This window comes from Anaerobacillus sp. 63XJN7_4_ISO-PGPR-S23-413 (assembly GCF_056173725.1).
The window spans coordinates 2908292-2929742 of the sequence record NZ_CM149688.1; the positions used below are offsets into that span (position 1 = coordinate 2908292).

Below are 21451 nucleotides of genomic sequence, written 5' to 3' on the forward strand. Positions count from 1 at the left end.
TCCTTAAGCGTTAATTTTGTCGATAACTACTTTAGTGTAAGGTTGACGGTGTCCTTGCTTACGACGGTAGTTTTTCTTTGGCTTATATTTATAAACCGTGATTTTCTTACCTTTACCGTGCTTATCAACTTTACCAGTTACAGTAGCGCCATCTAGCATAGGAGAACCAACTTTAATGTCATCTCCACCTACCATTAGCACACGGTCAAAAGTAACCGTTTCACCAGCTTCAGTGTTTAGAAGCTCGATGTAGATTTCTTGACCTTCAGTAACCTTGATTTGTTTACCACCAGTTTCAATAATTGCGTACATACGTGCACCTCCTCTAATACTAAGACTCGCCATTGCAGGTGCTAGAAACTAGCTTAAAAACCTGTTCTTGAGCGGTTGTAGCTCTTTGGGTGCTTCCAAACGAACTAACCACTAAATCATACCACAGCTAAAATTGCCATGTCAATGCGATTAACGTGACTTATTTTACACAAACCGACTTAACGGAAGTCCGGACTTTTTACGTTGCATCTCAAATAGTCCTAGCTTTGTAAATCCTCCAACTTTTAAGCGTTTATCTGTTTCTTCTTTGCTTTTCATTAACGCATGAAGGTTCTGTTGCTCTTCTTTCTCGACTCGTAAAAAATCGACGACAATCAATCCACTAATGTTGCGAAGTCGAAGCTGTTTCGCAATTTCGTCCACCGCTAATCGATTCACTTCGAAATGAGTTTCATTTTTCGTCCCAAGCTTTACTCCTCCAGTATCGACGTCAATAGCTGTCAATGCATGCGTTTCTTCAATATGAAGATTCGCTTTCCCCATTTTAATGGTTTTCTTCATATTCAGAATGGTATCTTCAAGCTTATCAAGCTTTTTTTTCTTCTCATTCAATTCCATCAGGGTCGCATTCTTTGATAAAAGCGGAAAAAACGAGCTAACCGCTTCGGAGGAATTTGCCGCTAAACTACTCACCCGATGAAGGGGGTATAGTTTGCTCACTTCCTCCCCAAGGCCACTGTTTTTTTTCACCATACTAGGCGCTCGTTGTGAAGAGGATTGTTCGAGAATACGCAGCCATTCTTTACGATGAGACTGTAATTCCGCTAAAAGAGCTTCTTCCTTTATGTATCCTGCACTAGTTCTAAAGATAACACCTTCTTGCTCTATACAATATTTATCTGCAAATTGGAGTAGTTCTTCACGATTTGTAGTTAACTGCTTCGATACAGCTGAGTATCCTGCATAAGGCATGTAGACTAAGTGATCCAACGTCAGCTTAATTAGCTCTGTAACAATTGGGCCCTTCCGATCAACGCCTGGATGCTTTACTTGAACAAGAATAGCCTGTCCTTCTTGAACGCATTCAGAAACAGCCGGTAATGGTTCTCCAGCTGTCTTTTTCCCTTGCGCTAAAACAAATTCTTCTCCATTTAATAACCCGGGTTTTCCACTGCCTAAAGAGATAAAGGCGGCGTTTTTGCCATCTAATACGGAAGACACTTTTCCGAGAATAATATCTCCTTGAGAAGGCTTCCTATTCGTCAACGTTTCCGCCCATATATCTGTAAGTTCATTATTTATTTCAATAGCTGCTGCCCGCAATTGATTTCTCTCAAGAACAATTAATCGCATAGCCGTTCTCCTTTAGTAGCTTTTCTTTAGTTTACCTAAATAGCGTTCCCACTGCACAGGCAATTTGATTTTTTTTGAAATAAGCCTCCAGTAAGAAATGTTCATCTGTTTCAATATTCAAATCTTGTATGAGGATATGGTAATGCTTCCCTCGTGAAAAGGTTGCTAGCAAGTCATTTAAGCGCATATCTGGAGCAATTGTAACAACCTGTTTTTTCCCATTAAACGATTTAGAATAGCGTTCAAGTAAAAATCTAAAATAAATATAAGGATGATGTTTCCATTCTTTAAATTGTGATACAGACAGAAACACAATCACCATCCACAAATTAAGATGAAAAGGAAATAATATCGCTGTTAAAATAATAAGAAGTGAAAAGCAAAACAACGAAGAATATAGCATCATTTTGTGAGCCGATTTAAAGGGAAGACGCAAAGAATAAAGAAGAAAGAGGAGCTTCCCGCCATCGAGTGGCCAAATCGGCAGCAAATTAAACAAAAGAATCATGATATTATGAAGCATAAAGAGATCGAACATGTCATTCCATATTCCCATATAATGGAGCGTCGCGCCAACCCCCATCATCCAAACATGCTGTAACGGCCCTGCGAGAATGACAATAAGCTCTTCTTTCAAGGGACGATTCCCATGTTCATCAACTACGGCTACGCCCCCAAATGGTAATAAAACGATCTCATTGATACGCCATCCTAAAATACGGGCTGCCCCCGCATGCCCTAACTCGTGAATGAGGACAACTAAGAAGAGCAGCAGCATCTCTCTAAACCTACCTGTTAAGATGGAAAGACCAATCGTCATCCAAAATAGTGGATGGATCGTTATCATTTTCACCATTATTTGATTGGCACAACTTGAAGCGGATCAATAAATGCTTCGTTCTTCTTAATGGCAAAATAGAACGTTCCTGTCTTCCCATCATCAGAATTCGACACGCTTCCAAGTTGATCCTTTGTTTGAACAAAATCATAGATCGATACATCCACCGAATCTAGCATCCCATACCATGATTCACTACCATCCGTATGCTGAATCACTACTGTTTGGCCAATTCCTTCTTTCTCACCTGCATATGTCACTACTCCTGCATCGATTGCTTCAACATCGGAGCTTAAAACCGTTTCAACCATGATTCCTTTGCCCGTCGATTCAAAGCTTTCAAGTACTTTTCCGCTCGCAGGAAGGGCATAGCTTGGTGCTTCCCCTACTGAATCAGTTTCAGGCGCTGTCGGGAACAATGCCACAGGATTCCCAAACTTTCCTTCATACCAACTTTTCACAGTGGCAAACTGAAATTCTTCTACCATCATGTCTGACACATACTCCTGAACAGGCGCAACCTTATCGCTCTCTGCTTTAAATAGTATTCCTGCAGCAAGAAACAAGCATGCCGCAACCATCGAGCGCATTAAAAAACTTTGCCTGTTAAAGAGAGGATGGATTTTGACCTCCGTGTTTTGAAAAGAAGATGAAGGGATAGCATCATGACGTCTTTCCATTTGGGGAACTGCTCGCCGCTGTCTTTTTCTTGAATGAAGTCGTTTCCTTACATCATCTAGGTCTCTCCGCATTCTTCACCCAACCTTCCTATAAGTAGTACTCAGTTTATGACTTGTCCTGTGGGGATATGTCATTGAGAATACTTTCTTTCACAAGGAATTGAATGAAATGAAGATCACACAACCGATCAAAAGCCGTCTTACTTTGATAAGGAAGAAGGAATAGCAAGAAACAAAAAAATCCCGGCCGCAGCCGAGATTTAGGAACGCATTCCAAAGAATTTCTTCACTTTACTAAACATCCCTCGTTCTTCCTGGAGAGAAAGAAGCGGAACAGATTCACCTAAAATTCGTCTCGCGATATTGCGATAGGCAATGGATGCTTTTGAACTAGGGTCGAGCGCAATGGGCTCTCCTTTGTTAGATGCTGTAATAACTGTATCGTCATCGCCAACAATGCCAAGTAGATCGATAGCAAGAATAGAAACGATTTCATCTACATCTAGCATTTCTCCACTTTCCATCATATGGTTTCGGATACGATTAACAACAAGTTTTGGTGCTTCAATACCTTCTTCTTTTTCAAGAAGGCCTATAATACGATCAGCATCTCGAACAGCCGACGTTTCGGGAGTTGTGACTACAACCGATTTATCCGCGCCTGCAATCGCATTCTTAAAGCCCTGCTCAATGCCAGCAGGACAGTCAATGAGAACATAGTCATAATCCTGCTTTAACTCACCAATAATCTTCTTCATTTGCTCTGGCTGCACAGCAGATTTATCTTTCGTTTGAGCTGCAGGTAGCATATAAAGCGCTTCAAAACGCTTATCTTTTATTAACGCTTGATGTAGTCGACATCGCTCTTCAGCAACATCGACAAGATCGTAAATAATACGATTTTCAAGTCCCATGACTACATCAAGATTTCGAAGACCTATATCTGTATCTACCAGACATACTTTTTTCCCCGATAGTGCAAGAGCTGTCCCAATGTTTGCTGTCGTTGTGGTCTTACCCACACCACCTTTTCCGGAAGTAATGACGATAGCGTCTCCCACACAACATTCCCCTTTCTGTCTACAACCTAGTCAAATTCGGTCGAACTTTAGTCAGTATTTGAACGCGATCAACGCTAATTTCAGATTGCCCGTCCTTAACAAAAGCACATTCTGCTTCATGAATACTTACTCCTGCTTGATCAGGTGGCCTGCTTATTAGTTCAGCGATTTTCAACTGAGATGGCTTCATAACAGATGCCGTAATCACGGCATTTATATCGCCATAAGCCCCTGCATGTGCGATGCCTCTAAGCGAACCCATTACGAATATATTCCCTGCAGCCATTACGGTGCCACCAGGATTAACGTCGCCAATCAAAAGAAGGTCTCCTTCTACTTCAAGTACCTGTCCGGAACGAACGGTTCTCGAAACAGATGTTACAGTTGTTCTTTTTCGCTCTGCTTCCGCTTCACTCCGAGAGATGACATTTGAATCAATCCGATCAACTTCAAGGTTTTGCTTAGATTGAATCATGGCACGAAGCTCTTCTTCTTGTTTGTCTGTTAAATATCGATTACCCAATTTAAGGGTAACAGTAATCGTATGACCTTCCGTCTGCTGTATATGACGAGCGGAAAGTTTTTCATCAAGTTCATTTATAACATCACGAAAAGCGCAAGAATCATCTAGAATCAGATTCAAGCCATCTTTCGTTCCTTTAATCGTGACAAAATGCTGTGTTTGCTTTTGTACCATAGACAATTTCATTCACCTCAACATAGAATAATTCAACGTTGCTAAAGGAAACTCCTTCTTTTGGCCTGATTTTCTTGTCTACGGTTTTCCGATAAATCATCCAGCAACCGTTTAACAGGATAGTAAACAATAAGCAAAAAGATTCCATTTAAAAGTAATGAAGGAAGATAGCGTTTGTAGAAAAAGGAAGAGAAAGAAAGATCCGTTACATTAATAAGTGAAAATAGTTCATACACATAGAATTCCACCAATGATACGCCCAGTAAACCGAGGATAAGCGTTGTAAACCAATTCAGGTGAAATACTTTCGATAAATAACCGATTATGTAGGCTGCAACAGACATTCCAAACATATAGACACCAACAAGATCCGTGTAGATCAAATCGTGCAATAGACCAAATACGACACCGTACACTACACCATAAGCAGGGGAGAGAATCATTCCAATCATAATCACAATCACCGTAACAAAACGTGGGATTAATTGAAATTCAAATCCAAATTGCTCAGGGGCAAACACCTGAAAAACGGTACCTTCAAGAAGAAAAAGAACAAATAGCGTTCCAATTAGAAGAAAACGCCTCATTCCTCTTCACCTTCTCCGTCATCAGGCGTAACATCCTGCGCTCCACGATCGATTACCATAACATTGTTAATATCATATAAATCGGCCGCTGGTTTCACATAAGCCGTCTGAGTCGTTCCAACGTTGTCTGTTTCAACATCTACAATTTCCCCGATGACAATACCTCGTGGAAAAATGCCTCCATTACCTGCCGTAATAACAGTTTGACCTTTTTCAACCTTTGTATCTACTGGAATTTTCGAGAACATAAGCACTTCTTTTTCAGTATCATAACCTTCTATTGTACCGAAAACGTTCTTATCTTCTTGAGTCATAGCAGCGATTCGATTCGTCCGGTCTACATCACTCACTAGCTGGACAGTCGATGAAAAAGGCTGAACGTTTTTCACTTTACCGATTAATCCATCCGGTGTGGCAACAGCCATATCCGCTTCTACCCCGTCCTGTTTACCTTTATCAATCGTTAATAAATCATTCCACCGATCTGGAGATCTTGCAATCATATTTGCGTGAAATGTTTGATAGCTAGCTAACCCAGTTGATGAATCGATGTTTAATTCGCTTTTTAAGTCTTCATTTTCCTTCTTCACTGTTTTGAGCTCTTCTGAGACAGCAACAAATTCATTAAGTCTCGATTTCAATAGCTCATTTTCTTCGTACATGTCCTTCATATCACCAATACTCTCAAATAAACCCGCTACTGAATTAGCGGGTTTATAGAAGATTGATTGAAGCCAGCCAACGGAATCTTTGAAAAATTGCTCCGGCATCGTGAGAGCATCACGTTCTTTCATAGACGTCCCAATTAACGCTACAAGAATAATGATACTGACAAGTAATACAATGAGTCGTTTATTCGAAAAAAATTGTGGCATGCCTTACACCTTCCAACTACTTCTGTTTTGAGCGGGAAGTAATACCAGCTCTAGATTTGAACAGATGAATATTTTCTAGCGCACGCCCAGTACCAATCGCTACGCACTCAAGCGGATTCTCAGCTACAATAACAGGCATTTTTGTTTCATCGCTAATCACCTGATCCAAGTTACGAAGCAATGCACCACCGCCTGTAAGAACAATTCCACGATCCATAATATCTGCTGCAAGTTCTGGCGGTGTTTTCTCAAGTGTTACTTTAACAGCTTCCATAATGCTATTAACCGTATCACGAAGAGCGCCCGACACTTCATCAGCGGATACGCTGATCGTCTTTGGAAGACCCGTTACAAGGTCACGTCCACGAATATCCATCGCTTCAATACCTTCTGTCGTTCCAGCAGATCCGATTTCAAGCTTAAGCTGTTCAGCTGTACGCTCACCAATCATTAAATTGTATGTTTTCTTCACATATTGAATGATAGACTCGTCCATCTCATCACCAGCAATGCGAATCGATTCACTTGTAACGATTCCACCTAATGAGATGATCGCAACTTCTGTTGTTCCTCCACCAATATCGACAACCATACTACCAGTTGGTTCCCAAACTGGTAGATCAGCTCCGATTGCGGCTGCAAACGGCTCTTCAATTGTATAAGGTTCACGTGCTCCAGCTTGACGAGTTGCATCTTCTACTGCTCTTTTTTCGACAGCCGTGATCCCTGAAGGTACACAAACCATCACGTTTGGCTTACGTGCGAACACAGAACGGTTTTTCTGTGCCTGTTGAATAAAATATTTTAGCATTGTAGCCGTTGTTTCAAAATCAGCAATAACGCCATCTTTCATTGGACGAAGTGCAACGATATTACCCGGTGTACGTCCAATCATGTTCTTTGCGTCGTTTCCGACTGCTTCAATAGAACCTGTATCTGTACGAAGTGCCACAACTGATGGCTCTCGAACAACAACGCCTTTTCCTTTTACATATGCCAGCGTATTAGCTGTACCTAAATCTATTCCCATATCTCTTGAAAATCCACCAAACATTTATGTTAAATCTCCCTTCAATTCAAGCAAAACTCATAAATATGATTATACTGCATCAGTATTGAAAACGGTAGTGGGAATACGTGCTATCCCACGTCCGATTTATACATACCCTTTTTCTTTTAAACTAATAAACTTCTGATCTCCGATAATAATATGATCTAGCATATCAATACCAAGCATTTTACCACATTCTGCAAGACGTTTTGTCACTTCAATATCTTCTCTGCTCGGTGTTGGATCACCGCTCGGATGATTATGAAAACAAATTAATGAAGCTGCCGACCGCCTAAATGCTTCACGAAAGACCTCACGCGGATGAACAATCGATGCGTTTAGACTTCCAACAAAGACAGTTTGACGATGCAGTACCTGATTCTTCGTATTTAAGTATAAGCAAACAAAATGTTCTTGTGATAGGAAGCGCATGTCTTCCATCACATAATTCGCACCATCTTCAGGAGAACGAATCGTATAGCGCTCTTCTAATTGAAGGCGGCTAACTCTTCTACCGAGCTCCATCGCTGCGATTAGCTGAACCGCTTTAGCAGTTCCAACGCCGTTTAGAGACGTTAACTCTTCAATACTTGCATCTTTCAGAAGTCGAAGTCCTTCAAAGTTCTGGATAATGCGATAAGAAAGCTGAAGTACTGACTCCTGCTTTGTTCCTGTCCTGAGGATAATAGCTAATAATTCTTGATTGGATAAGGTCTCAGGACCATCCTTCATCAGACGCTCTCTCGGGCGCTCTTCTTCAGGATAATCTCGAATCATTAAAGGTGTTTTCAACAACACGCTTCCTCCCTGGATTCATCTTCATGACTGACTACCGCTGAATCTCCGGAACAATTCCAAACGCACGAAGCTCTCGTAGCGTTTTCGAAATAGGAAGCCCTACCACACTATAATAATCACCATGAATTCGCTTCACAAAGGCGGCACCGAAACCCTGTATGCCATAACCTCCCGCTTTATCAAAAGGCTCTCCTGTATCCAGATAATTCTCAATCTCCTGATCTGTTAACTCCCAGAATTCTACTTCAGTTGCTTCAAAGAATTGAGAACTTCGTTCACTGGATAGAATGGCCACACCTGAATAAACGACGTGAGATCGTCCTGATAAGGCTTTAAGCATCTGCCTCGCATGCTCGCGGCTATCAGGTTTTCCAAGGACCTCATGGTCGAGTGTAACAACCGTATCTGCACCTAGCACGACAGCATCTGAAGTATTTGTATACACTTCATTTGCTTTCCCTAAGGCAAGCTGTTTCACAAGTTCTGAAGGTGGGACAGATTGAGAGAGATGCTCTTCAAAGCGGCTAACGATAATCTCAAATTGGAGATTCATTTGATCTAGAAGTTCTTTTCTTCGTGGAGACCCTGAGGCTAAGACGAGGCGCTTCATTTTACCACCCTTTTTGTAAATGATTCATAAGTGGGAAAAGGGCTTGATAACAGCTTATCAAATCCCTTTTCTTTCCACAATTTAATTTTCTAACGTTCCTCTACATTTTTCGTTTTCTTTCGTTTCTGTATGTGCATACAGTTTAAATTTGTTTAATCTTATTTTAATTCGTTAAGAAAAAGTCGTTAGGGAGGGTCGCTCCCAATACTCATATCGTACCGTTAATTGAGAATCTCCGCAAATAACTGATTATTTCAACCTTTCCACTACATTTTGAAATGCTACCATCCCGTCTAATAAATGCTGCTGAGCAACCCATAAAGACGGTACTGTTTCGTCAGAAGCGTACATTTCAAGTTCCTCCAAAGCACTGTTCAGACTTTGTTCAAGCTCTTTCCCGCCGATTTTATCCCACTCTTTTCTCCCCGAGCCACTCTCATTCCAGGCTTCAACTTCTTTTTTTATGTCACTCATTTCAGCTTCTTTCAGCTTTCCATCAGATAATGCGACAAGATCTAGCGTCGTTAATTTTTCGAGCAACGCTTTGCCTTCCTTCATCTGACCCGCCATTTCGTCACTCACAGATGCTTTCTGACCATCAATCGACCACACCTTCTTATAGACATCCTGTCCTTTTCCTTCATAATAAGCTCCAAGTGCATCCTGTCCTTCAGCAGAAGGAGATACACCTATAAACAAATAGTATTTCTCTCCTTTAAAAATAGCTGCCGGAAATCCATTCTCTTTTAACTTGTCTTGAAACTCCTTCGCAGACTCCTCTGTTTCATAAGCTCCAGATTGAACTACGTGAAAATCTAATGATAAGTCCAAATCCGTGGTCGTTGTAGCTGCTTCTTCATATCCATCATCTATCGTCGCCACGCTATCCCCACTGAATACCATTAATAAACCAAATCCAAATAAAATCCCAAGAATAATAGCAAAAGCAGCGGAAGCCACCACTTTCTTTTGTAGTGTAATAATAGGTTTCTTATTAACTAAGTGTTTTTTCTTTTTGCGTCCAACTGGGAGCCTTGGACTTTTCTTTTCATAAAAAGCTCCAGCTTTTTTTTGAATGTGCCTCTTTTTAAGTTCTACTATTTTCCTCGAATCACGCCGTTCGGGTAAAATCCACTCAAATTCCTTCTCCTCAGCTGCTGCGCTTTCTTCTTTATGTGTTTCGGGAGGCTCGCTTTTCTCCTCATCATTTAATCGGATTGAAATCGTCCGTCTCTCCTTATCCATAATCATCCTCCTCGGTACCGGCTTGTACTACAGTCTATGAATTCTGACGAAATACTAGAACTGAAAATACTAGAGTAGATCAGGATAATTCAGACGATAAAAAGAAGCCTCCGTTAACCGACAAAGGCTTCCTCCACTTGCTATATCACTTGTGATTATAAAAACATCATTACTCCGAAGCTTCTTCTTTATCAACCTTTTCATACAATGGATTGTCTTTATCTGCAGGTTCTGGATAATCAATCGATGGCGTTTGCTCTGCTAGATCCGTTAAGGTGGGATGTGAAAAGTAGCTACATTCGCCGTATATGTTAACTCATTTTTCTCAGCTTCATCTAGCAACACAGCATCCGTTTCACTAATCTACTCATAATCAAAACGAAATTCAGAAAAAGAAACGTGATGCTCGCCCCAAATTCAAGGTACAAGTAGCCTTTAATGTCATCGTTAGAAATGGCTCGCGGGATCTTCTCATAACGGAAAACAAGATAGGCATTAGGCACAAGAAAAACGACCCGCTTCCCTTTAATTCCCCACTCTTCTAAAATCACGAAGAGCGTATCACACTCCATAATTTTCCGTCCTTAACAAACCCTTCAGGTATAAATCGTTCCTGATAAGAACGAATCCCCATCGTAGAAGGCGCGAGCTCTACCACCCGAATCACATGATCATGCAGAATCAAACTAATCTGCTTTTTTTGGCTTGAAATTAAAAAGTCCTATCGTTTATTCCCTCCATCATGAAAGAAAACTAAAATACCAGCGCAAAATTTGTTCGCCATAAAAATACGTTAAGATCGCGCCTAGCGCTATCGATGGCCCAAACGGAATGTGCTGCTTTCGCTTTACTCTTCCAGTCGATAGCGCTGTTACGCCAATGATCGTGCCACATAAAGTAGAAAAGAAAAACACAAGAAGTAATTCCTGATAACCAAATACGAAGCCTAGTACCGCAAATAATTTAATGTCACCGCCCCCCATTCCCCCTTTACTAATAACAGCAATGAGAAGGAGTAATAAAAATCCTCCAGCCGCTCCAATAAAAGGGCTATACCACGGATCCATTGGAACAAGGATTCGACCAACAATAAAGTAAGCAGCAAAAAAGAGAAGAATACGATCTGGAATAAGCATATAGGTGATATCTGAAACAAAAATAATCACAAGAAGCGAAATCAATCCATAAGAAATGATCAATTCTTTTGACCATCCCACTAAAAACGGTGCAATCGTAAAAAGAAGTGCCGTAGCGAATTCAACACTGGCGTAAATAGGTGAAATGCGTGACGCACAGCCTTTGCATTTCCCGCGCTGGAATAAATATGAGAAAACCGGCACAAGCTCAAGCAGTGAAAGCTCTCGTTCACATGTTGGACAGGATGAGCGAGGGGCCACAATCGATCGTTTGACAGGCACCCGCAGACCTACGACATTATAAAAAGACCCAAGCGCAAGCCCAACTAGAAATAAATAACTATGTAAAATGCCCCCCATATGTTCCCCCCCCCCCTCTTCGAAAGAGTTTAGTAGGTTAAGAAAAACGGTATGTATATAAAGTGATTTCAGGATTAATAGTTGTTTTAATGCTATTAAAGTGAAACGAAAATCACCTTACCCATATATCAACAAATATTAGAAATGCGGTTATGGCTATTTCCAACAAAGAAATTTTCAAGAAAATGTACCCCCACCGACTACAAATCACTTACCAACCAACGATACTCAGAACATCTTCCTACTTCAAGACCGTACAACCCTGTGTTTTAAGTAAATTGTTGAACCCGTTCCAATTGAACGTTCCAAAAGGAATTCTTATAAAATCCCCGTTCTTCACAATTCGTGAAGAACGGGGATTTTCTTATTTATCCAACATAGCTCGCAACGCGGTTTCGCCCCTGCTGCTTTGCTCCAGTGTACATCGCTCGATCCGCGTTTCGTATCAACGTTTGCGCATCCTCTCCCTGATCAGGAGCCGTGGCCACACCAATACTAGCCGTTACGTAAATAACCTGGCGATTGCCGTTATCGAGATCATTATAAATTTCAAATGGACGATCCGCGATGGAACATCGTAAATCTTCTGCTACTTGAACACTCTTCTTATGAGAATGATTTTCTAGCAAAACGACAAACTCTTCTCCACCAAATCTTGCAACGGTGCCTCTGCCTCCAATTTCTTCTTCAAGTCGATTTGCTACCCCACAAAGCACTTCATTTCCACTATGATGACCAAACGTGTCATTCACTTTCTTGAAATGATCCAGGTCGAGCAGAATGATAGAGAACGGATCAGGCGTTTTGTCAAAACGCTTGTATTTCTCATCCAATAACTCCCCAAAAAACCTGAAGTTGTATAAATTCGTTAATGGACATCGTTCACTTCGCCTTTTCGTCTCTTCATAATGCCTAGCATTATCAACAGCAACGGCTAAATAGTTAGCTAGTATTTGCAGGACAAGAATGTGATGTTTCTCATAAGAACGGACGCGGTCTGAAGCAAGAGTAATGATGCCTACAACATTTTTATTCCGCTTCATTGGGACGGAAATTACTGAGTTGGCAGCATCAGAAAGCACACCTTCCGTAAGATTCTTCCACTGAGACCTCTTCGTATACAAGCGGCTTCGTCCGCTTCGCCACACCCTTGAACTGATACCTTCCTGGTATAGGTTACTTTCTTCTTTTGAAACGATGCCACGCTCATTCTCATATCGTTTAATAACCGTTAGTCGCTTCACATGTTCGGCATCCATAATATAAGCATAATCCACAAGAAACATATCTTTCACTTCATTTAAGAAGACATTTAATATTTCATCAGTATCGAGAGATTGTGTGATTTGCTGTCCTATTTCACTTGTCTGCTGAAGAAGATTATTTACTTTTTGGCTGGAATAATAGAGCCTGAGCATAAGAGAAGCCAGTATAAATGGTACGCCTACAAAGAAAATAGCGACTGTACCTAGATATGTATGTAGCATATATAGTAAGAAGCCAACAGGAAGAGTCACCCCAGTTGATATCGCTTCCCAGAGCATATCTTTACCAAAAAATTTAGTATCAGCTTCTTTGTAAATATAAATTTTTAAAAAATGTAGGAGAATTTGATTTACAACTATAAGCGATAAGATGTATGCAATTGAAGGAACGAGCTGCGTAATCGCATCACCAGAGAATTCACCTACTGAACCACCGAGTAAATAGAAAAGTCCTCCGGAAACGAGTGAAACAAGCATAAACATCAGCATGTTAACAGGATAACGATGACTATCTTTTTTTGTGACACGTAAGTTTAAAAGAAAAACGAGTATCGCTAACTGAGTTAAGATCATTTCGACAAATAGACCATACCTTAAGAACACAGCAAGCGAGATCCCCTGGATAAAAAAAAGGTCAGTCCCCTTTACATTAATTGGCATCATAGCAACAACAGCAAGAAGCACAAACAATGCAAGAACATCTGCCCAATTTCCTGATAATACAGGAGGAAAGAAATAGAACGTTGCAAAAATGAGTAGTGGCCAGAACAAAAGCCATACCAACCAAACTTTACGTTTCATTAATGCAGTCAATTGTTTCCCCCTCCATCTTCCAAACTCAGGAAGAATATTTTTCCATATTAATGTGGTTAAGTTCTATTTTAGCAAAAAATGGCGAAAAAGTCCTAGCTTTTTCTATAAAATTCTAATTTTTTAGAAAACGGCGAACTTCAGAGACAAAGTAAAGAGAGCCCGTTATCAGAAGCAGGTCATTTTCAATCATCTCATCCATCATCACCTGGATGGCTTTCCGCCAGTTTTCCTCATATCTCTTATTAGCAAAAGTCGCTTTATTCGACAACTCCTCACCTGATATAGCTCTTGGAAATTCAAAGGTAGTAAACGAAATAGTCTCAATTAGAAGATAAAGTGGTTTTAGCATCGATTCAATATCTTTATCACCAAGAGCACTAAAGATAACATGTATGCGTGTCTCAGGGTAATGCTGCTTAAGCGTGTTAGCAAGACTTTCGACACCTTCCGGATTGTGCGCACCGTCCACAACAATAGTCGGATTTGAACGAAGCTGTTCAAATCGACCTGGCCACGTTGCTCTCTCCAGTCCGCGCTGAATCATATCCTGTTCAATATGTAGACCATAGAAAACACGTAAATATTCAAGTGTCATAAGCGCTGCGCCTGCATTTTTTACCTGGTGCTCACCCTTCATCTGAATGTGTAGATTTTCTAGTTTACGGTAAGGTGATTGAAAAGAAAAACGCTCCCCTTCCTTATCACTCATTTGCTCCTTAATAGAAAACTCTTCATTCAATCGATAAATTTTCGTCTTTTTCGATTTGGTCGTTTCATGTAAAAGAGTGAGTACCTCTTCTTTTTCAGCAGTTGTCACAAGAGGAACCCCTGACTTAATGATCCCCGCTTTTTCATAAGCAATTTGCTTAATATCACTCCCAAGGATGTGCGTATGATCGTATCCGACATTTGTAATCACACTTACAAGCGGGTGAATAATATTGGTTGAATCAAATCGTCCGCCAAGACCAACTTCCATCAAAACAAGGTCTGGATAGGCAATTGTCCCAAAATATAAGAGAGCGATAACCGTAATCACTTCAAATTCAGTTGGTGACCCAAGCGGAGAGACAGCAGCCATCTCAACAAGAGGCTGAACACGATTGCATAGAGCAACTAAGTCTTCTTCATTAATCGGTTGTCCATTAATAGCGATTCGTTCGCTAAACGATTCAATATAAGGAGAAGTAAAGCTTCCTACTTCATATCCTGACTCTTCGAGCACCGTCCGCAAGTACGTAACGGTTGATCCTTTTCCGTTCGTTCCGCCAACGTGTACCGTTTTTAACCGTCTTTCTGGATGATCGAGCTGATCCAGCATCCATTCCATACGCTCTAAACCTGGTTTTATGCCATGATTTAATAAACTATGAATCCAACTCACCGCTTCGTCATATGAGTGAAACATGCGTCCCGCTCCTTCCTTAAAAGAAGACGAATCTCTAAAAGAGATTCGTCATTTTCTTATTTTTTTAGTTCGTTTATACGAGCTTCTACGTTGCTTCGTCTCTCAAGATAATCCTTTTCTTTCGCTCGTTCTTCTTCGACGACTTTCTCAGGAGCTTTGCTAATAAAGCGTTCATTAGCGAGCTTCTTCTGAACACGATCAACTTCAGAATCTAGCTTCTTCATTTCTCCTTTTAGACGCTCGATTTCTTCATCAATATTGATTAACCCTTCAAGCGGCAAGAATAATTCAGCTCCAGATACAACAGCCGTCATCGATTTTTCCGGTGCCTGAAGTTCCGCTGAAATAGTCAAGGTTTCTGGGTTACAGAAGCGTTCGATGTATTGACTATTTTGCTCAAGCTGTTTCTGAGTATCAGCTGATTTCGGCTTAATACGAAGTTCAATCGGCTTGCTTGGTGCCACATTCATTTCAGCTCGAATGTTACGTACTGAACGAATAACTTCCGTTAGAAGCGCCATATCAGCAGCAGCTTCTTGGAAGTGAAGTTCTTCGTTCTTTACTGGCCAGCTTGCAACGGTGATCGATTCACCTTCATGAGGAAGGTGTTGCCAGATTTCTTCAGTAAGATAAGGCATGAATGGATGCAGAAGACGCATCGTTTGATCAAGTACATAAGCTAGAACAGAACGAGTTGTTTTCTTAGCTACTTCGTCTTCACCATAGAGCGGTAGTTTAGCCATTTCAATATACCAATCACAGAAGTCATCCCAGATAAAGTTGTAAAGGTAGCGACCCACTTCACCAAACTCATAGTTATTAATCAGGCGCGTCACTTGTTCAATCGTATCGTTTAAGCGAGTTAAAATCCATTTATCAGCTGTCGATTTTTCACCTGTTAAATCAAGTTCTTCATACGTCATGCCATCCATATTCATTAAAGCAAAACGAGAAGCGTTCCAAATTTTATTAGCAAAGTTCCACGTAGACTCTACCTTTTCCCAATAGAAACGGAGATCCTGACCTGGTGATGAGCCAGTGGATAGGAAGAAACGAAGGGAATCAGCACCGTACTTCTCAATGACATCCATTGGATCGACACCGTTACCGAGCGATTTACTCATCTTACGTCCTTCAGAATCACGTACAAGTCCATGAATGAGGACGTCGTTAAACGGGCGCTGCTCTGTAAATTCAATACCCTGGAAGATCATACGAGCTACCCAGAAATAAATAATGTCATAACCCGTTACTAGAACGTTTGTTGGGTAGAAACGGTTAAAGTCTTCAGCGTCTTCGTTTGGCCATCCCATTGTAGAAAAAGGCCAAAGCGCTGAACTAAACCACGTATCTAGAACATCAACGTCTTGCTCCCAGTTTTCAATATCAGCTGGCTCTTCCAGTCCAACGTGGATCTCTCCAGTTTCTTTATGATGCCACGCCGGAATACGATGCCCCCACCAAAGCTGTCTTGAAATACACCAGTCACGAATGTTCTCAATCCAATTTAAATACGTTTTTTCAAAACGCTCAGGTACAAAGTTCACTTTGTCGTCTGACTTCTGAAGAGCAATCGCCTGATCAGCAAGAGGCCCCATTTTAACAAACCACTGTGTTGAAAGATAAGGTTCGACAACAGCACCGCTTCGCTCAGAATGACCTACGGAATGAACGTGCTCTTCAATGTTGAATAAGATTCCTTTATCCTGTAAATCTTTCACAAGTTTCTTACGGCATTCAAATCGGTCCATGCCCTTGTACTCTCCGGCATTCTCATTCATTGACCCATCTTCATTCATTACGAGAATGCGCTCAAGGTTATGACGGTTACCAATTTCGAAGTCATTCGGATCGTGAGCTGGAGTGATTTTCACAGCGCCTGAACCAAATTCCATATCAACGTAATCATCCGCAACAATTTCAATTTCACGACCTACAATTGGCAAAATCGCTTTCTTGCCAACTAGGTGCTTGTAGCGCTCATCTTTTGGATGAACCGCAATACCTGAGTCACCTAGCATTGTTTCAGGACGCGTTGTTGCAATTTCGATATGTCCTGAGCCATCTGCAAGAGGATAGCGCATATGATAGAAGTGACCAGTTACTTCCTGGTGAATAACTTCAATATCTGAAAGGGCCGTTTTTGTTTGTGGGTCCCAGTTGATAATATATTCACCGCGATAAATTAAGCCCTTCTCATATAGCTTCACAAATACTTCACGTACTGCATCAGAAAGACCGTTATCAAGTGTAAAACGCTCTCTTGAATAATCTAGAGAAAGACCAAGCTTCGCCCACTGGCTACGAATAAAATCCGCATACTCTTCTTTCCATTCCCACGACTTCTCTAGGAACTTCTCTCGGCCAAGGTCATAGCGCGAGGTACCTTCTTCGCGGAGCTTCCCTTCAACTTTTGCCTGTGTCGCAATCCCAGCATGGTCCATTCCTGGAAGCCAGAGAACATCATATCCCTGCATACGCTTTACACGCGATAGAATATCTTGAAGCGTTGTATCCCAAGCATGCCCGAGGTGTAGTTTACCTGTAACGTTCGGCGGGGGGATTACAATTGTATAAGGTTCTTTATCTTTATCACCTGTTGCCTCAAAAAATTTGCCATCTACCCAATACGGGTACCATTTCTGCTCTGTTGCCTTCGGGTCGTACTTCGTCGGCATCGTTAGCTCTTTATTCGCCATTGTCACTCTTCCTTTCCATTCAATAAGTCTCAGGACATTTCTTCGGCTTTCCTTGTTCTCTTTCCACGAAGGTGTAAGCTTTTTAGACAACAAAAAAACTTCCTCCATCCTTAGGAAAAGGACGAAAGAAGTATTTTCGCGGTACCACCTTTATTTACAGCTAAATAAACGTTAGCTGTACGCTTCATTCGAATAACGGGATTACCGGATTCTCCTACTACTCGTTCAGAGAAACAGCTCAAGGGCGACTTCGAATGCTACGATCCTGAGAAATCTTTCAGCAAATGACTTCTCTCTCTGAAGGGTTCACATTCTACTACTCCCTATCTTTGCCTGTCGACTATTTGTATCACTAAGTTTACCTTTTTGATTCGAGATCGTCAAGATCATAAGAGCCCTTTTTCTTAGCTTAGCCAGTTCGCTCCCGCCTTAATCACCCAATTCCAACTTCCCACATAGTCTATTTGTAACAATAACTGAAAACAAAGGGGAATACCTGATATGAAAAAACGGTTTGGTGGAATGAATCGCTTTCAGATCCCACCCTCGTTATATAAGTTCAGAGATATTTGCGCTCAGTTCGTACCTCCGTTTATTGTGTTTCAAACGATCCGAACAATCCTTTTTCCAACATCTATAGATGTACTCATATTAATAATCCTTGTTGCCTTAGAAGTGTGCTTTTACTTTGAATGGATCTAGAAGCTTTCTAGAACGTTATTTATCCCATTCATCACTTCTATTTTTTTCGTAAATAGGCGGACATGCTTAATATGTGGCCATTGTTGTCGGTTTTCATTAAATAATGACACGCTATTAAAAACCGACTCTGGAAAATATAAATAGCTTGCAAGAAGCTCCTTTTCCTCATCATTAAGAGAAAATTGGGCTTCATATCTGGCAAGATGAGCAGTTGTGGCAGCAGGGTTGAATTGAAAAGGTTGAATAGATGAGCGAATAAAATAAGCAACATCCCTTATAGGAGTATCGCTAACTGACTTTTCGAAATTAATGAAATACCCTCTCCCCCCGCTTGATACATAATGAGAAGGAGAGCATTTTCCGTGACAGAGAACACTTCGATACCGTTTTGTTTCCAGAATTTGCTCATACCAGTCATCTAATCTTCTTTTCGCGAGCTCACAATACCTCATCAGCATGTGAAAATGTGATACAAAGGTAAGCTCAAATGGCGAAAGATAAATGCGTTTTTCAATTTGACTTACGTATTTCTCCATTTCAAATTGTCTACTTTCTCTTAATAAAACCATTTTCTGATACGACTGTTTGATCACTTCTTCAGAAAAAGCTTGCTCTTTAGCAGTATAGCCATGTAATTCAGCTAGGTTATGAACGAGAAGCTCATTTTTCTGAGCCGGACTTGTTTCCCTTTCATCTACCCATGGCGTTAAATAAACGATGTTGTTCCCTTGATAAACGAAGGAATCCCCATACTTTGTTCGAACAAGCGGTACATAACCTTCGAATTTCAGCTGTTTAAACCGCTCCTCTAGATAAAGCATACGATCCATCTGTTCTTTACTAAGCTTCGTTTTTTTTAAAGCAAACGCGCCTCTCTCTGTTTCGATCTTTGTGATTTTCCCCATTTGTACAACCCGTTCAGGATATAAATCATATTGAAATAAGAGTGCTGGATCGCTCATTAGAAGGTAACCCTCCTATCTGAAAGGGAGAGCTCAAGTTCCCTTAACATATCTCTATTTGCTTCCCACTTATCAATAAACTCTTTCATGACCTGATCAGGGTCATTCATATTCGATTGCAATGCCTGAATACACTCCTGCCACTCCCATGGAGCAAAAATAGCCTGAATAAGTCTGTGTTTCATATCGTCTTCCACGCCATTCACTAACGCTTCAAAGCATTTTACAAAATGATGGGAGTTTTTAAGAGCATACCAGGATTGAACTTCTTTCCTAATAACTTCGGAAGCAGAAACAGGTGATTCGTCGCTACTTTCAAAGTAGATTTGGCCTAAAACCTCTTTTAAAACTTGGTGAGTAAATGGAATGAATGGAAGCGAATAACACACCTCAAAATTCAGACGCTTTTTCACTTCTGGAATAAGGTTAACAAGTAACAAGTATTGTTCCTTATACGTTAATTTTATAGATGATAACTCTTCTAACGTCTTACGATAAGGGAAATCTAATGTAAGAGTAGCCTTCTCATCTCCGGTACTTAGTAGTGTCGCAAGTAAATATCCTTTCATTTCAGGAACGACGTCCAATGGGTAAACTTCTTCTACATGATCATGTATAGTCAAATAATCGTTTTCTATTCGGATAAATCCTTTCCCTTCACTTGTTCGAATCATTCGATTACAAAGAAGTCCATGTTGAGAAAAAAGACGGTCACGGAAGTTGAGATGATACTCAAGCAAATCCCGATCCCGCCAGTATGATAGTTTTCTTTTACCTAAATGGGTCATGATCAATTGTGGTTTCTCTAACCATTGGACAACTTTTAGATCATACTTCTCTTCAATGATCGCTACGAGATCCATTTCAATTACCCCTTTATCCCCTACCTTATTTGCAACATTCCAAAAGGTAGGGGCAGCAAACAATTTAAGTTAACGATTGACAGGAATATATAAGATCTGTCCTTCCTTCACTTCATCTTCCTCAAGTCGATTAACGCGCGCAAGATGACTTGGTAGGACTCGATAGCGTTCCGCTATTTCGGTTAACGAATCCCCAGGCTGGATAATACACATCTTCATTCTCGAAAATTGTTCTTCTTCTTTTGTCAGCATACTTGTAAGATAGAGCGCATTTTCTTCGCGCGGTGCTTGATTCCGGTTTTCCTGACGCTCTTGTTCCTCCTCTTCATAGTTATAATGATCGTCTTGATATGACCTCGTTTCTTCTACGATTGGCTGGTTATTATATTCATTGGAACCATCCATTTGCCTAGCCATTCTCGTGAGAAAGTCATACGTGGGTTCCGGCTGCTCTTGATCATCGTTCTCTAGTTCATTTACTTCATATGAGTCTGACTTAGCTCTCATACCTACTTGTGGAGCGCGTAAATGATAGGCCTGTTCCAATGATTCTTCCTCATTGTCATCAACGTATTTAATATCATTCTCCCAGATTGCATCTTCCTCTGTTGTATAATCCTCTGTCCCTTCGTCCTCTTCTACAACGTATAGTTCAGCTTCGTCCTCTTCCACACGATTTTGATCCCCCTGAATGCCACTAATGGAAATATCTGCTTTCAACTGAAGGCAATTCTCTTCCACTAGAGAGTAATCAAACGTGTCAACCGTAACGAAAATTTCCTCGAGACTCCTTATACGGCTTGCTGGAATCGTAATATCAACAGGGAAACGATGCCCCATTGACGCTGTACCATCTTCTCTAACGTTCACCTCATGAATGGAACGATAAGGGGAAGCTTCGTTAATAACTTCCTCATCTGTTTGGTCACGCTGCAAATATTCACCCGTTAAATATAAACAGCCTTTCACAGCTACATAATCCTCATACTCTTCAATCGAAATTTCAGGGTCAAGTGAGATAGATAGAACCTCTTCAACTTCCTGTCCTTTCTTTAACCAGACCTGCTCCTCCACGGAGAAATGCAAATATGAGCCTTCAGGCATGCCTTCTCCTCCTTTCAAACATTATCCATACATTACACATGTATGAGTGATTCACAGGATTATGTCTAAAT

20 protein-coding genes and 2 other annotated features are annotated in these 21451 nt (G+C 40.9%); all 20 genes read right to left on the bottom strand.

Features of this window, described 5'->3' with window-relative positions:
- Positions 1 to 3 precede the first annotated feature (3 nt).
- Positions 4 to 312 (bottom strand): 50S ribosomal protein L21, encoded by a 309-nt coding sequence (gene rplU, locus AC0VYO_RS15425; protein WP_048312605.1) that lies wholly within the window; start codon positions 310 to 312, stop codon positions 4 to 6.
- Positions 313 to 324: 12 nt separating this feature from the next.
- Positions 325 to 399, bottom strand: a sequence feature (ribosomal protein L21 leader region).
- A 78-nt stretch (positions 400 to 477) separates the two neighbouring features.
- Positions 478 to 1626: a ribonuclease E/G gene (locus AC0VYO_RS15430; RefSeq protein WP_475367774.1), complete on the bottom strand. Its 1149-nt coding sequence runs from the start codon at positions 1624 to 1626 to the stop codon at positions 478 to 480.
- A 31-nt stretch (positions 1627 to 1657) separates the two neighbouring features.
- Positions 1658 to 2482: a M50 family metallopeptidase gene (locus tag AC0VYO_RS15435; RefSeq protein WP_475367775.1), complete on the bottom strand. Its 825-nt coding sequence runs from the start codon at positions 2480 to 2482 to the stop codon at positions 1658 to 1660.
- Complete coding sequence (locus AC0VYO_RS15440; protein ID WP_475365552.1) at positions 2482 to 3144, bottom strand: peptidoglycan DD-metalloendopeptidase family protein; 663 nt, start codon at positions 3142 to 3144, stop codon at positions 2482 to 2484. Before AC0VYO_RS15440 ends, AC0VYO_RS15435 begins: the two co-directional genes overlap by 1 nt.
- 260 nt (positions 3145 to 3404) lie before the next feature.
- Positions 3405 to 4205 (bottom strand): septum site-determining protein MinD, encoded by an 801-nt coding sequence (gene minD, locus AC0VYO_RS15445; RefSeq protein WP_194219398.1) that lies wholly within the window; start codon positions 4203 to 4205, stop codon positions 3405 to 3407.
- 19 nt (positions 4206 to 4224) lie between these two features.
- A complete protein-coding gene (minC, locus tag AC0VYO_RS15450) occupies positions 4225 to 4902 on the bottom strand; it encodes a septum site-determining protein MinC (protein ID WP_430244350.1) in 678 nt (225 codons plus the stop codon).
- 41 nt (positions 4903 to 4943) lie between these two features.
- Positions 4944 to 5489 carry a rod shape-determining protein MreD gene (gene mreD / locus AC0VYO_RS15455; RefSeq protein WP_430244027.1) on the bottom strand — a complete coding sequence of 182 codons (546 nt, stop codon included), beginning with the start codon at positions 5487 to 5489 and terminating at the stop codon, positions 4944 to 4946.
- Positions 5486 to 6364 (bottom strand): rod shape-determining protein MreC, encoded by an 879-nt coding sequence (mreC, locus tag AC0VYO_RS15460; protein ID WP_475365553.1) that lies wholly within the window; start codon positions 6362 to 6364, stop codon positions 5486 to 5488. The genes mreD and mreC overlap by 4 nt, the downstream gene beginning before the upstream one ends.
- 16 nt (positions 6365 to 6380) lie before the next feature.
- The gene (locus tag AC0VYO_RS15465; RefSeq protein WP_194219395.1) at positions 6381 to 7418 is read right to left on the bottom strand and encodes a rod shape-determining protein; all 1038 of its coding nucleotides are present in this window, start codon (positions 7416 to 7418) and stop codon (positions 6381 to 6383) included.
- A gap of 102 nt (positions 7419 to 7520) precedes the next feature.
- Complete coding sequence (gene radC / locus AC0VYO_RS15470; RefSeq protein WP_194219641.1) at positions 7521 to 8192, bottom strand: RadC family protein; 672 nt, start codon at positions 8190 to 8192, stop codon at positions 7521 to 7523.
- A 52-nt stretch (positions 8193 to 8244) separates the two neighbouring features.
- Positions 8245 to 8823, bottom strand: a complete 579-nt coding sequence (locus AC0VYO_RS15475) for a Maf family protein (RefSeq protein ID WP_430244024.1) — start codon at positions 8821 to 8823, stop codon at positions 8245 to 8247.
- A 249-nt stretch (positions 8824 to 9072) separates the two neighbouring features.
- Positions 9073 to 10068 (bottom strand): SPOR domain-containing protein, encoded by a 996-nt coding sequence (locus AC0VYO_RS15480; RefSeq protein WP_475365554.1) that lies wholly within the window; start codon positions 10066 to 10068, stop codon positions 9073 to 9075.
- A gap of 335 nt (positions 10069 to 10403) precedes the next feature.
- Positions 10404 to 10640 (bottom strand): hypothetical protein, encoded by a 237-nt coding sequence (locus AC0VYO_RS15485; RefSeq protein ID WP_475365555.1) that lies wholly within the window; start codon positions 10638 to 10640, stop codon positions 10404 to 10406.
- Between the two features lie 168 nt (positions 10641 to 10808).
- Positions 10809 to 11564, bottom strand: coding sequence for a prepilin peptidase (locus AC0VYO_RS15490; protein WP_475365556.1), 756 nt, complete (start codon positions 11562 to 11564; stop codon positions 10809 to 10811).
- Between the two features lie 368 nt (positions 11565 to 11932).
- Positions 11933 to 13642 (bottom strand): sensor domain-containing diguanylate cyclase, encoded by a 1710-nt coding sequence (locus tag AC0VYO_RS15495; RefSeq protein WP_475367776.1) that lies wholly within the window; start codon positions 13640 to 13642, stop codon positions 11933 to 11935.
- 112 nt (positions 13643 to 13754) lie between these two features.
- Positions 13755 to 15050, bottom strand: a complete 1296-nt coding sequence (locus AC0VYO_RS15500; protein ID WP_475367777.1) for a bifunctional folylpolyglutamate synthase/dihydrofolate synthase — start codon at positions 15048 to 15050, stop codon at positions 13755 to 13757.
- 56 nt (positions 15051 to 15106) lie between these two features.
- Entirely contained in the window at positions 15107 to 17749 is a 2643-nt protein-coding gene (locus tag AC0VYO_RS15505) for a valine--tRNA ligase (RefSeq protein ID WP_475367778.1), read from the bottom strand.
- A 114-nt stretch (positions 17750 to 17863) separates the two neighbouring features.
- Positions 17864 to 18088: a binding site (T-box leader), on the bottom strand.
- Between the two features lie 359 nt (positions 18089 to 18447).
- The gene (locus AC0VYO_RS15510; RefSeq protein WP_475365559.1) at positions 18448 to 19413 is read right to left on the bottom strand and encodes a phosphotransferase; all 966 of its coding nucleotides are present in this window, start codon (positions 19411 to 19413) and stop codon (positions 18448 to 18450) included.
- Positions 19413 to 20276, bottom strand: a complete 864-nt coding sequence (locus AC0VYO_RS15515) for a hypothetical protein (RefSeq protein ID WP_430244008.1) — start codon at positions 20274 to 20276, stop codon at positions 19413 to 19415. The genes AC0VYO_RS15510 and AC0VYO_RS15515 overlap by 1 nt, the downstream gene beginning before the upstream one ends.
- Positions 20277 to 20345: 69 nt before the next feature.
- A complete protein-coding gene (gene spoVID, locus AC0VYO_RS15520; protein WP_475365560.1) occupies positions 20346 to 21380 on the bottom strand; it encodes a stage VI sporulation protein D in 1035 nt (344 codons plus the stop codon).
- Positions 21381 to 21451: the final 71 nt, after the last annotated feature.

What these genes read in the sequence shown, in the direction of transcription:
- rplU (WP_048312605.1), bottom strand. Translation starts at nt 312, where the DNA reads ATGTACGCAATTATTGAAACTGGTGGTAAACAAATCAAGGTTACTGAA.
- AC0VYO_RS15430 (WP_475367774.1), bottom strand. Translation starts at nt 1,626, where the DNA reads ATGCGATTAATTGTTCTTGAGAGAAATCAATTGCGGGCAGCAGCTATT.
- AC0VYO_RS15435 (WP_475367775.1), bottom strand. Translation starts at nt 2,482, where the DNA reads ATGGTGAAAATGATAACGATCCATCCACTATTTTGGATGACGATTGGT.
- AC0VYO_RS15440 (WP_475365552.1), bottom strand. Translation starts at nt 3,144, where the DNA reads ATGGAAAGACGTCATGATGCTATCCCTTCATCTTCTTTTCAAAACACG.
- minC (WP_430244350.1), bottom strand. Translation starts at nt 4,902, where the DNA reads ATGGTACAAAAGCAAACACAGCATTTTGTCACGATTAAAGGAACGAAA.
- mreD (WP_430244027.1), bottom strand. Translation starts at nt 5,489, where the DNA reads ATGAGGCGTTTTCTTCTAATTGGAACGCTATTTGTTCTTTTTCTTCTT.
- mreC (WP_475365553.1), bottom strand. Translation starts at nt 6,364, where the DNA reads ATGCCACAATTTTTTTCGAATAAACGACTCATTGTATTACTTGTCAGT.
- AC0VYO_RS15465 (WP_194219395.1), bottom strand. Translation starts at nt 7,418, where the DNA reads ATGTTTGGTGGATTTTCAAGAGATATGGGAATAGATTTAGGTACAGCT.
- radC (WP_194219641.1), bottom strand. Translation starts at nt 8,192, where the DNA reads ATGATTCGAGATTATCCTGAAGAAGAGCGCCCGAGAGAGCGTCTGATG.
- AC0VYO_RS15475 (WP_430244024.1), bottom strand. Translation starts at nt 8,823, where the DNA reads ATGAAGCGCCTCGTCTTAGCCTCAGGGTCTCCACGAAGAAAAGAACTT.
- AC0VYO_RS15480 (WP_475365554.1), bottom strand. Translation starts at nt 10,068, where the DNA reads ATGGATAAGGAGAGACGGACGATTTCAATCCGATTAAATGATGAGGAG.
- AC0VYO_RS15485 (WP_475365555.1), bottom strand. Translation starts at nt 10,640, where the DNA reads ATGGAGTGTGATACGCTCTTCGTGATTTTAGAAGAGTGGGGAATTAAA.
- AC0VYO_RS15490 (WP_475365556.1), bottom strand. Translation starts at nt 11,564, where the DNA reads ATGGGGGGCATTTTACATAGTTATTTATTTCTAGTTGGGCTTGCGCTT.
- AC0VYO_RS15500 (WP_475367777.1), bottom strand. Translation starts at nt 15,050, where the DNA reads ATGTTTCACTCATATGACGAAGCGGTGAGTTGGATTCATAGTTTATTA.
- AC0VYO_RS15505 (WP_475367778.1), bottom strand. Translation starts at nt 17,749, where the DNA reads ATGGCGAATAAAGAGCTAACGATGCCGACGAAGTACGACCCGAAGGCA.
- AC0VYO_RS15510 (WP_475365559.1), bottom strand. Translation starts at nt 19,413, where the DNA reads ATGAGCGATCCAGCACTCTTATTTCAATATGATTTATATCCTGAACGG.
- AC0VYO_RS15515 (WP_430244008.1), bottom strand. Translation starts at nt 20,276, where the DNA reads ATGGATCTCGTAGCGATCATTGAAGAGAAGTATGATCTAAAAGTTGTC.
- spoVID (WP_475365560.1), bottom strand. Translation starts at nt 21,380, where the DNA reads ATGCCTGAAGGCTCATATTTGCATTTCTCCGTGGAGGAGCAGGTCTGG.